We start from the raw sequence: 12,830 nt of genomic DNA on the forward strand, positions 1-12,830 counted from the left end.
GCCTTTTTGCATTGCGAGGATTTAGGGCTATCAGGCTGCGAGCGCGTAGGAGCCGCGGCGGGCGTCGAGCGAGTAGGCGCCCGGACCGACCGTGGCGAGGAAGATGTAGGCGCCGGCAAGCGTGAAGTTCTTCATGACCATGATCTGGTTGAGCGCGTTGATCCAGCCCAGTGCGGCGTCCGGGAAGCCTGGAACGTTGACTGTCGGCAGGTGGAAGACCACTGCGGTGAAGATGCAGAATGCAGCGATTGCCCAACCGACGATGCGCACTTGGAAGCCGACGAGAACGCAGAGGCCGGTGACGAGTTCGAACAGGCCGGCAACGTAGGTCAGCAGCGTAGCGCCCGGCATGCCGGCGCCGGCGATCATGCCGGCAGTTCCGGCCGGGTCTGTCAGCTTGCCGAAGCCGGCGAAGATGAACATGAATGCCAGCAGGACGCGGGCAACGAGAATGATGATGTTGTTAGTATTGGACATCGGACCCTCCGGATGTGCATTGCCGATCGCGGCAATCTCTGGAGTTCTTATTCGCTATTTTACGCCCGTTGAAAAGATGAACGATCAAAGACGCTTCGTTCGCAATTAGTGAACGCGATGAGTGCGTGTTGACTTTGCAAACCGCGCCGGCAGGTTATGATATCGTTTCCCGTCAGACATATCCAAAAAGGTAATTTCCATGGCAGATCTGTCCTCCTTCCCGATCACCCGCCGCTGGCCGGCGAACAATCCCGATATCATCCAGCTCTACTCCCTGCCGACGCCGAATGGCGTGAAGATCTCCATCGCGCTGGAGGAATTGGAACTGCCTTACGAGGCGCATCTTGTCTCATTCGGGACCAACGACCAGAAGACGCCTGAATTCCTGTCGCTCAACCCGAACGGCCGCATTCCGGCGATGATCGATCCAGATGGACCCGACGGCAAGCCGATCGGCCTGTTCGAGTCTGGTGCGATGCTGGTTTACCTCGCCGAAAAGACCGGCAAGCTCCTGCCGACAGATGCTGCGGGCCGCTACGATGTTCTGCAGTGGGTGTTTTTCCAGATGGGCGGCATCGGCCCGATGTTCGGGCAGTTCGGCCACTTCTTCAAATATGCCGCCGACAAGGTCGCCAACAACAGTTACCCGGTCGAGCGTTACCGCGACGAGACGAAGCGCTTGCTGGGGGTTCTGGAAGAACGCCTGAAGGGTCGGCAGTGGCTGATGGGCGATCTCTATACCATCGCCGATATCGCCTGTTTCCCATGGGTGCGCGGCGTCGACGTGTTCTACGGCGGCAAGGATGTGTTGGGCCTTGCCGACTTCCCGCTGGTCATGGATTGGGTAGCGCGTGCCACGGCACGTCCGGCCAGCCAGAAGGGCCTCGAAATTCCGAAGCGTGACTGATCCGGCTATTGGCGGCATTCGCGGAACTGGCACCGTTGCGCTGGTTCCGCAGCGTTTACTGGCGGCTCCCCGTGCTTTCGGATGCGCCGATCTTGAATCGCGGGAACAGGAAGACGCCGACCATGCTGCCGGAGTAGCGCTCCTCGGTGCCGATCGACTCGCCGATACAGAAAACCGGCTGCCGCTGTCCACCTTCGGCAAGCACGGTTGTGGAGAAACAGAACGAGGAAGACGAGGTCGCGGCCTGTTCGAAAAGTTCGAGAATCCGGGAATGGTCGCGGCTGTCGTAGCAGCGCATGAGGTTCAGCAGGCCGCACTCCGTCATGTGTAGGCCGTGTAGTATCGTGCTGAGGCTGCCGAGCTTTATCACGCCACTTGCGAGATCGCCGATCCAGCGCTCGGACACGCAAAATTGGCTCATTAGATCATGGTCTTCCTCGATACCACGGGATCCCTCGATGAAAGGCGCCGCAAGATTGGCTTTGGCAATCTTAAACAAAACGTTTCCCACTCCCGTACAGCCACTCCCTGGCCAAGTACACTATCAGATTGTATATTTTCCGTCTCGCCTTAGATAGAAAAGCGGATGATTTTTAGTTGATGCAGCGCCTTACTACTGTAATCTCAGGCATTGCGGACAGGACAAGTCAATTGAAAATCGTAAAGCTCAAGAAGCGGCTGCTGCACTGCGAGAGCCGCGAAGCATCTTTAGACTGCAAATAGGTCAGATCGAAGGTCATTTGCGGATAACCTGCCGTTATCACGTCCTAGTTCATCAGGGTCCGTTTTATAGAAGAAATATTGAAAACAGCAATGGGCCAAACAACGAAAAACGTCGTATGTGCGTGTTAAAGCATATACTTAATGATCGCTCCCTGTTCAGCATAAAGCGGCTTCGATCTGGTCGTGTGCAACTGCAGGAAGTCAGACGGCACTGCCAATGAAGCAGGTACCCTGCACGAGACATGGCCCTGCCGCTATGAATGCCCGCCATCGGCAGGGTTTGTCGTTATGAACGGCGGTTGGTTCGCGGGGCATCTTCAATCCACCGAAAACCCCGGACAGCCTGCTGACCGCATGCCCTGACAGTGAGGGGACGCGTGTGAACGCAATCTAAGGCTGAACCTTGGAACCTGGTCCTCCAGCCCTTTGTAGGCGGCGGACAACAAAAAAGGGCGACCCGAAGGCCGCCCTCTCGATAGTGCGGTGATCCGAAGGATCACATCATGTCCATGCCGCCCATGCCGCCCATGCCGCCGCCCATTCCGCCGCCCATGCCGCCAGCCGAGTCCTTCTTAGGAGCTTCGGCGATCATGGCTTCGGTGGTGATCAGCAGCGAGGCAACCGAGGCTGCGTTCTGCAGAGCCGTACGGACAACCTTGACCGGGTCGACGATACCCATGGCGATCATGTCGCCATATTCGCCGGTCTGGGCATTGTAGCCGTAGTTGTCGGTGTTGCTTTCGAGGATCTTGCCGACGATGATCGAGCCTTCGTCACCGGCATTTTCTGCGATCTGGCGAACCAGCGACTGCAGAGCCTTGCGGATGATGTTGATGCCGGCCGTCTGGTCGTCGTTGGCGCCCTTGATGTTGAGGACGACAGAGGCGCGCAGAAGTGCGGTACCGCCGCCTGGGACGATGCCTTCCTGTACGGCAGCGCGCGTTGCGTTCAGCGCGTCGTCGATACGGTCCTTCTTTTCCTTGACTTCAACTTCGGTCGCACCGCCAACGCGGATGACGGCAACGCCGCCAGCGAGCTTGGCAAGACGTTCCTGCAGCTTTTCGCGGTCGTAGTCAGAGGTGGTTTCTTCGATCTGTGCCTTGATCTGCGCGACGCGGCCTTCGATGTCGGACTTCTGGCCCGAACCGTCGACGATCGTCGTGTTTTCCTTGGTGATCGAGATCTTCTTGGCGCGGCCGAGCATTTCGAGCGTAACCGACTCGAGCTTGATGCCGATGTCTTCGGAGATCACAGTGCCGCCCGTCAGGATGGCGATGTCTTCGAGCATTGCCTTGCGGCGGTCGCCGAAGCCAGGAGCCTTGACAGCAGCAATCTTCAGGCCGCCGCGCAGCTTGTTGACGACGAGCGTTGCAAGAGCTTCGCCTTCGACGTCTTCGGAGATGATGAGGAGCGGCTTGCCGGTCTGAACGACAGCTTCGAGAACCGGAAGCATTGCCTGCAGGTTGGAGAGCTTCTTCTCGTGAAGGAGAATGTAAGCGTCTTCCAGTTCGGCAACCATCTTTTCAGGATTGGTCACGAAGTAAGGCGAGAGATAGCCGCGGTCGAACTGCATGCCTTCGACGACTTCGAGTTCGGTTTCGGCGGTCTTGGCTTCTTCAACCGTGATGACGCCTTCATTGCCGACCTTCTGCATCGCTTCAGCGATGTACTGGCCGATTTCCTTTTCGCCATTGGCAGAGATCGTGCCGACCTGGGCTACTTCATCCGAAGTGCTGATCTTCTTTGCCTTGGAGACGATGTCCTTGACGACTTCGGCAACAGCAAGATCGATGCCGCGCTTCAGGTCCATCGGGTTCATGCCGGCAGCCACAGCCTTGCCGCCTTCGCGGACGATGGCCTGGGCCAGAACGGTTGCAGTCGTGGTGCCGTCACCGGCGATGTCGTTGGTCTTCGAAGCAACTTCGCGGACCATCTGGGCGCCCATGTTTTCGAACTTGTCTTCGAGTTCGATTTCCTTGGCGACAGAAACGCCGTCCTTGGTGATGCGCGGTGCGCCGAAGGACTTGTCGATGATGACGTTGCGGCCCTTTGGACCGAGCGTGACCTTCACTGCGTCAGCGAGGATGTCGACGCCGCGCAGCATCTTTTCGCGCGCAATGCGGCCGAACTTAATTTCTTTAGCTGCCATGTTAAAAACTCCCGGGCTGATGCCCAATTGGTTTTATGGAATTGTTGATGAAGAAAACCGGCTGGATCAGCCGATGATCCCCATGATGTCGGCTTCCTTCATGATGAGAAGGTCTTCGCCGTCGAGCTTGACTTCAGTGCCCGACCACTTGCCGAACAGGATGCGGTCGCCAGCCTTGACGTCCAAAGGGATAACCTTGCCGGATTCGTCACGAACGCCGGTGCCGACAGCGACGATTTCGCCTTCCTGCGGCTTTTCCTTGGCGGTGTCAGGAATGATGATGCCGCCCTTTGTCTTGGCTTCAGATTCGACGCGGCGAACGACGACGCGGTCGTGCAGCGGACGGAAATTGGTGGTTGCCATTGTCTAATCCCTCGATCGAATGACATTCACGGACCACGGGGGATCCGTATGGGTAGTGTTGGCACTCAGCCTCAGCGAGTGCTAACGACCTGCATTTAGGGACGGCTGTCGCGGGAGTCAAGAACAGCGATAGTGAATTTTTGTACCGGAATTGTGACCCGCGGGAAGAATTCCCCGAACCAGTTGCGGCTGCGCAAGCGCGTCCGGCTGCGGCAATTCGGCGTTCATGACGAGCGGTGCTTTTTCAGACTTGTAATCTTGAAGCTGGTTTGCGATGTCAGCCGCAACGTCTTTTACCGGAAGAACAACGGCATGGCCAAGCGTATCGATAGCCTCCGCGATCTCACCAGCGCCTACGACGTCGTCCTGTGCGACGTCTGGGGCGTACTTCACAACGGCGTCGTGGCCAATGCCGATGCCTCTGCAGCGCTGGAGGCCGCCCGCGGGCGAGGCCAGACCGTGGTGCTGATCACCAATTCGCCGCGCATCTCGCCGCAGGTCGTCGAGCAGTTGCGGACCATCGGCGTTTCGGACGGTGCCTATGACCGTATCGTCACATCGGGCGATGTCACGCGCACGCTGATCGCCGAGGGTCCGAAGTCGGTGTTTCTGCTTGGCCCGGACCGCGATGTCGCCCTGATCGAGGGCCTCGGCGTCGAGCGGGTTTCCGCCGACGAAGCGCAGTCGGTGGTCTGCACCGGCTTCTTCGACGACGAGACCGAGACCCCGGAAGACTATACCGACATGCTGAAGGCCTTTGCGGCACGCAATGTGCCGATGATCTGCGCCAATCCGGATCTGATCGTCGAGCGCGGTCACAGGATGATCCCGTGCGCCGGCGCCATGGCTGCCTATTACAACCAGATGGGCGGCGAGACCCGCGTCGCCGGCAAGCCGCACCGGCCGATCTATGAGGCGAGCCTTGCGGCCGCCCGCGAGGTGCGCGGCGATTTCGATCTGTCGCGTGTCGTGGCCATCGGCGATGGCATGCCGACGGACGTGCGGGGCGCACTCGGCTACGGTCTGGACTTGCTCTATATCAGCCAGGGGATCCACGCCGGCGAATACACCATTGACGGCAAGGCGGATGAAGCGATCCTGCATGCCTTCCTGGACAGGGAGCAGGCGTCACCGACATGGTGGATGCCGACGCTCGCCTGAAACAGTCTGGATATTGACGCTATGACCGTTTTTCATCGAAACGAGACCCGTGAACAACTGCCGGCGCACCTGCGCGGCGGCGTGATCGCCATCGGCAATTTCGACGGCGTACACCGTGGCCACCGGTCGGTGCTGGATCGGGCGCTGGAGATTGCCAAGGCACGCGGCGTTCCGGCACTGGTGCTGACGTTCGAGCCGCATCCCCGCTCGGTGTTCCGCCCCGACGAGCCTGTCTTCCGCCTCACGCCTGCGCCGCTGAAGGCGCGCATTCTCGAGGCGCTCGGCTTTGACGCCGTCATCGAATATCCGTTCGATCGCGAATTTTCGCAACGCTCGGCAGACGAGTTCGTCAGCACGATCCTGATCGACTGGCTCGGCGCCTCCGAAGTCGTCACCGGCTTCGATTTCCATTTCGGCCACGGGCGCGAAGGCGGTCCGGCCTTCCTGATGAATGCCGGCAGTCGCCATGGTTTCGGCGTGACGCTGATCGATGCCTTTCGCGACGAGAATGCCGAGGTGGTGTCCTCGAGCCGTATCCGCGCATTGCTGGTGGACGGTGAAATGTCCGAGGCCGCCGGTCTGCTCGGCTACCGCTACCTCGTGGAAGCGGACGTCATCGGTGGCGAAAAACTCGGGCGTACGCTCGGCTATCCCACTGCCAACATGCGGTTGCCACCGGAAACTGAATTGCGCAACGGCATCTATGCCGTGCGCTTCCGCACTGCCGACCGTGTCATCCACGATGGTGTTGCCAGCTACGGACGCCGCCCGACCGTGACCGAGAATGGCGCGCCTCTGCTCGAAACCTTTCTGTTCGATTTCAGCGGCGATCTCTACGGGCAGCACTGCTCGGTGTCGTTTTTTGGCTATCTGCGGCCCGAGCTGAAGTTCGACGGACTGGAGCCGCTGATCGCCCAGATGCGCAACGACGAGGCCGAGGCGCGGGCGCTGCTGTCAGGCGTCGCACCGCTCGGGGAACTCGACCATATCCTCAATTCCTGATGCTGCGCCGCGCCATCGAATTGTGGGGTTTGTAAGGCAAAATTGCTTGCGCAGCCAAGCTTAGCGTTTATGTCTTGAGCATTCTAGAAGCGGAATCGCCGCGCTAAAATGTCCGAAAGGCACTGCTCATCATGGACAAACGTTCCGGAAAGGCAGCCCTCTGGCTGCTCGTCATTCCCTACATCGGGCTCCTCTGGGTGCCGTTCTACAATTTTCGCGATCCGGTGCTCTTCGGGTTTCCGTTCTTCTACTGGTACCAGCTGCTCTGGGTGCCGCTCACGGCCCTGCTGACATACATCGCCTACCGGAGCACGCGCCATGACGACTGAGATCAATCCAACGGCGCTCGCCGTCTTCCTGTTCTTCTTCGCACTGGTCACCGTCATGGGCTTTGTCGCCGCCCGCTGGCGCAAGCCGGAGACACTGGCCCATATCGACGAATGGGGCCTCGGCGGCCGTAATTTCGGCACCTGGATCACCTGGTTTCTCGTCGGCGGCGATTTCTATACCGCCTACACGATTATTGCCGTTCCGGCGCTCGTCTATGCCGTCGGCGCCTATGGCTTCTTTGCGCTGCCCTATACGATCGTCGTCTATCCCTTCGTCTTCATGGTCATGCCGGTGCTCTGGAAGCGCGCCAAGGACCATGGCTATGTCACGGCCGGCGACATCGTCCACGGCCAGTACGGCTCGCGAGCCCTGGAGCTGGCGGTGGCTATCACCGGCGTCATCGCCACCATGCCCTATATCGCATTGCAGCTGGTCGGCATGACCGTCGTGCTCAAGGCCCTCGGCCTGCACGGCGAACTGCCGCTCGCCATCGCCTTCATCATCCTTGCGGTCTACACCTACTCGTCCGGCCTTCGTGCGCCGGCGCTGATCGCCTTCGTCAAGGACATCATGATCTATATCGTGGTGATCGTCGCGGTCGCCGCCATTCCGATGAAGCTCGGCGGTTACGCCAGCGTCTTTGCCGCAGCCGACGCCGATTTCCAGGCGAAGGGCTCCGGCGGCCTGTTGCTTGGCAGCAACCAGTATGTCGCCTATGCTAGCCTCGCGCTCGGCTCGGCACTTGCCGCCTTCATGTATCCGCACACGCTGACCGGCATCTTCGCTTCCAACAGCGGCAACACCATCCGCAAGAACGCCGTGCTTTTGCCGGCCTATACGCTGCTGCTCGGCTTGCTGGCGCTGCTTGGCTACATGGCCCACGCCGCCCATCTCACCGTTTCCAGCCCGAACGAAGTCGTGCCGGCGCTGTTCCAGTCGTTGTTCCCGAGCTGGTTCACCGGCTTTGCCTTCGCCGCCATCGCCATCGGTGCGCTGGTGCCTGCGGCCGTCATGAGCATCGGCGCCGCCAACCTCTTCACCCGCAATTTCTGGAAGGCCTACGTCAATCCAGATGTCAGCCATGCGGGCGAGGCGCAGGTCGCCAAGATCGCCTCGCTGGTGGTCAAGGTCGGCGCGCTGCTGGTCATCCTGTTCCTGCCGACGCAGTTCGCCCTCGACCTGCAGCTGCTCGGTGGCATCTGGATCCTGCAGACCCTGCCGGCCCTGGTGTTCGGCCTCTACACCAACTGGTTCCGGGCGCAGGGCCTGCTCGCCGGCTGGTTTGTCGGCTTCTTCGGCGGCACCTACCTGGTGTGGATCAACGGCTGGAAGCCGATGCAAGCCATCGGCCTCGGCGGGGCGCCCGTCACGATCTACATCGGCCTGCTGGCGCTAGCCGCCAACATCGTCGTCGCTTCGGCGGTGAACGCTGTCACCAGGGGCAGGGCCACCGCACAAGCTTGACGGAAAGAGCCTGAGCCGTGGGCGGCGACGCCCGCGGCCATTCAGCGGCGGAAGCGGTGATCGAGCGGATAGCTCATGACAGCCTCTATTTGTATCTGGCCGGCTGCTTGGTGTTGCGGGTTTATCAGGATGTTGTTTGCCTCTGGCATGACAATGCTCGGCACGGACATCAGGCAGACATTGCCTTCCTTCAGCAGACTGTCGCCAAGGATTTGAGTGCTCTGCAAATCGTCGAGGTCTAGGTCGGTGTCACCACGCCCAATCGTGTGAACAGGTATTTCGTCTGGGCAGGCGATTTTCAACAGCGTGTAGCTGGCTGGAAACTCTTCGAAATCCACGTGAACCAGCACCTCGAGCAACGCAGTCGAAGGATGATCGGAGGCGTAGACGACTAGCGTGCCGCGCTTATGCCAGCGGCCTGATCTCAACGCGCCGCCCTTGCCTGACAGATCTGCGAACTTGGATATCCGCCAAAGATACATCGTCAGCTGTAAATCCCGTACTCGATCCTGATAAGCTCGTCTTCGACGAGCCGCGCGCCAGTTTCAGAGATCAGCAAGTCGAGCGGCACGATGCCGTTCAAGGCGCGACTGGGCTTTCGCAGCCAACTCTGCGCTTTTTTGCGGTCTTCGAATACGCGATCGGCAAGTTCGCCTATTCTCAGTATCCGCTGTGCAGCATCTGTCTCGGCAAGGGTCAGGCGCTCATTGTTTTCAAGCCGTCGGGCAAGTGTCCGGCGCGGCGCCACGAACCGATAAATCTCGTCCATGGAAAACCCATAGCCTTTCAACTGCTCGACGGACCGAGCGTCAAAACGCGCGAGTGCGGTGCCGGCCGCAGTCGTTAGTATTTCTTCCTCGAAAGAGGCTTTGCGCTGACTGGAAAGGTTCGCCATAATTTCCTCCGTGCCATTTGCCAGTCATCATACGCGCAAATGGCCAAATCTTCAATCGTCGCTTTCGCCGCTGCCAACCTCTTCCTTTTCCCCCGAAAACCGCCTATGAACCGGCGGTAATGACCCAATTTTGGCTGGCAGTAGCGATACGAATTATAGGCCCGGCTTTCCGCGCGCATTAGCTGCCGGAAGGTCCGGGTTTTTGGCGCTTTCCCCAAGCGCTCCTCCGCCACCGAAAATTTCCCGATTGGATGCGCCCGCTTGGGGCTGCAAGAGACGATTGTCAGCACAATGACCGATACGCCCGAAAAGATCGACTATTCGAAGACCCTTTACCTCCCCGAAACCGAGTTCCCGATGCGCGCAGGCCTGCCGCAGAAGGAGCCGGAAATGGCGGCGAAATGGAAGCAGATGGGGCTCTACAAGAAGCTCCGCGCTTCTGCCGCCGGCCGCGAAAAGTTCGTCCTGCACGATGGCCCTCCCTATGCCAACGGCAACATCCATATCGGCCATGCGCTGAACAAGGTGCTTAAGGACGTTATCACCCGCTCATTCCAGATGCGCGGCTTCGATGCGAACTACGTGCCCGGCTGGGATTGCCACGGCCTGCCGATCGAATGGAAGATCGAGGAAAAATACCGCGAGAAGGGCAAGGACAAGAACGAGGTCCCGGTCAACGAATTCCGCCAGGAATGCCGCGACTTTGCGCAAGGTTGGATCGACATCCAGTCGGAAGAATTCCGCCGTCTCGGCATCGAGGGCGATTTCGACAATCCCTACACGACGATGGCCTTCCACTCGGAAGCCCGCATCGCCGGCGAACTGTTGAAGATCGCCAAGTCCGGCCAGCTCTACCGCGGCTCCAAGCCGATCATGTGGTCAGTGGTCGAGCGCACCGCGCTGGCCGAGGCCGAGGTCGAATACCACGAGGTCGAGAGCGACACGATCTGGGTGAAGTTTCCGGTTGACTCAGTGGAAGGTGCCGCCAAGGCTGAGTGGCTCTCCGCAGCAAATGCAAACCTACCGATCGTGAATGAGCGCAATCTCCTAGAAGATGCCTCTGTCGTCATCTGGACAACCACGCCGTGGACCATCCCGGGCAACCGCGCGATCTCCTATTCGTCCAAGATCGGATACGGCCTTTACGAGGTCACCGCCGCCGCCAATGATTTTGGCCCACGGCCTGGTGAAAAGCTGATCTTTGCCGACAAGCTGGCTGAGGATGCATTTGCCAAGGCAAAGCTGGAATTCAAGCGCCTGCGCGGTGTGTCAAGCGAAGACCTAGGCGCCATCACCTGCGCCCATCCTTTGGCTGACATGGGCTACACCTTCGCCGTCCCCCTTCTCGACGGCGACCACGTTACCGACGATGCCGGTACCGGCTTCGTGCACACAGCCCCGTCCCACGGCCGCGAAGACTTCGAGGCTTGGATGGCGAATGCGCGCCAGCTGGAAGCACGTGGTATCTCGTCGAAGATTCCGTTCCCCGTCGATGACGCTGGCTTCTACACCGAGGATGCGTTCGGTTTCGGCCCCTCTGCCGAAGGCGGTGCTGCTCGCGTGCTCGACGACAACGGCAAGAAGGGTGATGCCAACAAGCGCGTCATCGAGGCGTTGATCGCTGCCGGTAATCTCTTTGCCCGGGGCCGCATCAAGCACGATTACCCGCATTCCTGGCGTTCCAAGAAGCCGGTCATCTTCCGCAATACGCCGCAGTGGTTCGTCTACATGGACAAGGAGCTGGACGACGGCAGAACGCTGCGCATCCGCGCGCTGGAGGCCATCGACCAGACCCGCTTCGTGCCGGCAGGCGGCCAGAACCGTCTGCGCGCCATGATCGAGCAACGTCCGGACTGGGTGCTGTCGCGCCAGCGCGCCTGGGGCGTGCCGATCTGCGTCTTTGCCGATGAAGAAGGCAACGTGCTGCTGGACGATGCAGTCAACGAGCGCATCCTTGCGGCCTTCGAGAAGGAAGGCGCCGACGCGTGGTTTGCCGAAGGTGCCAAGGATCGCTTCCTCGGCAACGAGCATGATGGCGACCGCTGGCAGATGGTCACCGATATCCTCGACGTCTGGTTCGACAGTGGCTGCACCCACACGTTCACGCTGGAAGACCGCCCGGACCTGAAATGGCCGGCCGACGTCTATCTCGAAGGCTCCGACCAGCATCGCGGCTGGTTCCATTCGTCGCTGCTGGAAAGCTGCGCAACGCGTGGCCGCGCGCCCTACAACGCCGTCGTCACCCATGGCTTCACCATGGCCGAGGACGGTCGCAAGATGTCGAAGTCGCTCGGCAACACCGTCACCCCGCAGGAAGTCATGGGCCAGTCCGGTGCCGATATCCTGCGTCTCTGGGTCATGAACACCGATTATTGGGAGGATCAGCGTCTCGGCAAGACGATCATCCAGACCAACATCGACAGCTACCGCAAGATCCGCAACACGCTCCGCTGGATGCTGGGAACGCTGGCCCACGATCACGGCGACGACATCGCCTATGCGGACCTGCCGGAACTCGAGCAACTGATGCTCAACCGCCTGTCCGAACTGGATAAGGTGGTGCGAGGAGGCTACGACGAATTCGACTTCAAGCGCATCGTGCGCTCGCTGTCCGATTTCGCCAATGTCGAACTGTCGGCCTTCTATTTCGACATCCGCAAGGACGCGCTCTATTGCGACGCGCCGTCGAGCTCGAAACGCCGTGCGGCCCTCTATGTCATCCGCAAGCTGTTCGATTGCCTCGTCCTGTGGTTCGCGCCGATGATGCCGTTCACCACCGAGGAGGCATGGCTGTCGCGCGATCCCAATGCTGTCTCCGTGCATCTCGAGCAGTTTCCGGCGATTCCCGGCGAATGGTCGAACGAGCCAGTTGCGGAAAAGTGGAAGAAGGTCCGCACCGTTCGTCGCGCCGTCACCGGCGCGCTGGAGATCGAGCGCAAGGACAAGCGCATCGGCTCCTCGCTGGAAGCTGCGCCCGTCGTCCACGTCGGCGATCCCGAGCTTCTGGCCGCGCTGGAAGGTCTCGACTTTGCCGAGATCTGCATCACCTCGGATATTTCCGTCGTGGCAGGCGAGGGATCGGCAGAAGCCTTCCGGCTTGAGGACGGAACCAAGGTCGCCGTCGAGCAGAAGCTTGCCGAAGGCGTCAAATGCGCCCGCTCGTGGAAAATCACCAAAGACGTCGGATCGGACCCGGCCTATCCCGATATTTCCGCCCGAGACGCCGCCGCAATGCGCGAATTGGCGGCTTTGGCCTGAAGAAAATTACCGGATGAATTGCGTTAACGGCGTTCATCCGGTAAAAGCTGCCTGAAATTGGCCGAAGTTTTGCGCGAAGGGGCGTAGAACCGTGGTGGGCA

General features: G+C 60.0%; 12 protein-coding genes. 6 read left to right on the forward strand and 6 right to left on the reverse strand.

Features of this window, described 5'->3' with window-relative positions:
* Window positions 1–30: 30 nt before the first annotated feature.
* Window positions 31–477, reverse strand: coding sequence for a DoxX family protein (locus PR017_RS01795; protein WP_111217566.1), 447 nt, complete (start codon window positions 475–477; stop codon window positions 31–33).
* A gap of 199 nt (window positions 478–676) precedes the next feature.
* Between PR017_RS01795 and PR017_RS01800 the strand changes: the two genes are divergently transcribed.
* Window positions 677–1,384 carry a glutathione binding-like protein gene (locus tag PR017_RS01800; protein ID WP_111217568.1) on the forward strand — a complete coding sequence of 236 codons (708 nt, stop codon included), beginning with the start codon at window positions 677–679 and terminating at the stop codon, window positions 1,382–1,384.
* A 55-nt stretch (window positions 1,385–1,439) separates the two neighbouring features.
* On the opposite strand, the gene PR017_RS01805 is transcribed toward PR017_RS01800, so the two are convergent.
* From PR017_RS01805 to groES, 3 genes are all read right to left on the reverse strand, one after another.
* A complete protein-coding gene (locus PR017_RS01805) occupies window positions 1,440–1,883 on the reverse strand; it encodes a hypothetical protein (protein WP_206423125.1) in 444 nt (147 codons plus the stop codon).
* A gap of 720 nt (window positions 1,884–2,603) precedes the next feature.
* A complete protein-coding gene (groL, locus tag PR017_RS01810) occupies window positions 2,604–4,256 on the reverse strand; it encodes a chaperonin GroEL (protein WP_111217572.1) in 1,653 nt (550 codons plus the stop codon).
* A gap of 66 nt (window positions 4,257–4,322) precedes the next feature.
* Complete coding sequence (gene groES, locus PR017_RS01815) at window positions 4,323–4,619, reverse strand: co-chaperone GroES (RefSeq protein WP_111217574.1); 297 nt, start codon at window positions 4,617–4,619, stop codon at window positions 4,323–4,325.
* 312 nt (window positions 4,620–4,931) lie between these two features.
* On the opposite strand from groES, the gene PR017_RS01820 reads away from it, so the two are divergent.
* The 4 genes from PR017_RS01820 (at window position 4,932) to mctP (ending at window position 8,576) form a co-directional block, all read left to right on the forward strand.
* Entirely contained in the window at window positions 4,932–5,780 is an 849-nt protein-coding gene (locus PR017_RS01820; protein WP_111217896.1) for a TIGR01459 family HAD-type hydrolase, read from the forward strand.
* Between the two features lie 21 nt (window positions 5,781–5,801).
* Window positions 5,802–6,782 (forward strand): bifunctional riboflavin kinase/FAD synthetase, encoded by a 981-nt coding sequence (locus PR017_RS01825; protein ID WP_111217576.1) that lies wholly within the window; start codon window positions 5,802–5,804, stop codon window positions 6,780–6,782.
* A gap of 131 nt (window positions 6,783–6,913) precedes the next feature.
* Window positions 6,914–7,111, forward strand: a complete 198-nt coding sequence (locus PR017_RS01830; protein ID WP_111217578.1) for a DUF3311 domain-containing protein — start codon at window positions 6,914–6,916, stop codon at window positions 7,109–7,111.
* Window positions 7,101–8,576: a monocarboxylate uptake permease MctP gene (mctP, locus tag PR017_RS01835; protein WP_111217580.1), complete on the forward strand. Its 1,476-nt coding sequence runs from the start codon at window positions 7,101–7,103 to the stop codon at window positions 8,574–8,576. Before PR017_RS01830 ends, mctP begins: the two co-directional genes overlap by 11 nt.
* Before the next feature lie 41 nt (window positions 8,577–8,617).
* Here the strand turns inward: mctP and PR017_RS01840 are convergent, their stop codons facing one another.
* Both PR017_RS01840 and parS read right to left on the reverse strand, forming a co-directional pair.
* Window positions 8,618–9,058 (reverse strand): RES family NAD+ phosphorylase, encoded by a 441-nt coding sequence (locus PR017_RS01840; RefSeq protein WP_111217582.1) that lies wholly within the window; start codon window positions 9,056–9,058, stop codon window positions 8,618–8,620.
* 2 nt (window positions 9,059–9,060) lie between these two features.
* Window positions 9,061–9,471, reverse strand: coding sequence for a type II RES/Xre toxin-antitoxin system antitoxin (gene parS / locus PR017_RS01845; protein ID WP_111217584.1), 411 nt, complete (start codon window positions 9,469–9,471; stop codon window positions 9,061–9,063).
* Window positions 9,472–9,762: 291 nt separating this feature from the next.
* Between parS and ileS the strand changes: the two genes are divergently transcribed.
* Complete coding sequence (gene ileS / locus PR017_RS01850; protein ID WP_111217898.1) at window positions 9,763–12,729, forward strand: isoleucine--tRNA ligase; 2,967 nt, start codon at window positions 9,763–9,765, stop codon at window positions 12,727–12,729.
* Window positions 12,730–12,830: the final 101 nt, after the last annotated feature.

The organism is Rhizobium tumorigenes (assembly GCF_003240565.2).
Classification (GTDB): Bacteria; Pseudomonadota; Alphaproteobacteria; order Rhizobiales; family Rhizobiaceae; genus Rhizobium; species Rhizobium tumorigenes.

Excerpts from the sequence above, each read along its gene's own strand:
- groL (WP_111217572.1), bottom strand. The coding sequence starts at position 4,256 with ATGGCAGCTAAAGAAATTAAGTTCGGCCGCATTGCGCGCGAAAAGATG.
- mctP (WP_111217580.1), top strand. The coding sequence starts at position 7,101 with ATGACGACTGAGATCAATCCAACGGCGCTCGCCGTCTTCCTGTTCTTC.
- PR017_RS01800 (WP_111217568.1), top strand. The coding sequence starts at position 677 with ATGGCAGATCTGTCCTCCTTCCCGATCACCCGCCGCTGGCCGGCGAAC.
- parS (WP_111217584.1), bottom strand. The coding sequence starts at position 9,471 with ATGGCGAACCTTTCCAGTCAGCGCAAAGCCTCTTTCGAGGAAGAAATA.
- PR017_RS01840 (WP_111217582.1), bottom strand. The coding sequence starts at position 9,058 with ATGTATCTTTGGCGGATATCCAAGTTCGCAGATCTGTCAGGCAAGGGC.
- PR017_RS01795 (WP_111217566.1), bottom strand. The coding sequence starts at position 477 with ATGTCCAATACTAACAACATCATCATTCTCGTTGCCCGCGTCCTGCTG.
- groES (WP_111217574.1), bottom strand. The coding sequence starts at position 4,619 with ATGGCAACCACCAATTTCCGTCCGCTGCACGACCGCGTCGTCGTTCGC.
- PR017_RS01820 (WP_111217896.1), top strand. The coding sequence starts at position 4,932 with ATGGCCAAGCGTATCGATAGCCTCCGCGATCTCACCAGCGCCTACGAC.
- ileS (WP_111217898.1), top strand. The coding sequence starts at position 9,763 with ATGACCGATACGCCCGAAAAGATCGACTATTCGAAGACCCTTTACCTC.
- PR017_RS01825 (WP_111217576.1), top strand. The coding sequence starts at position 5,802 with ATGACCGTTTTTCATCGAAACGAGACCCGTGAACAACTGCCGGCGCAC.
- PR017_RS01830 (WP_111217578.1), top strand. The coding sequence starts at position 6,914 with ATGGACAAACGTTCCGGAAAGGCAGCCCTCTGGCTGCTCGTCATTCCC.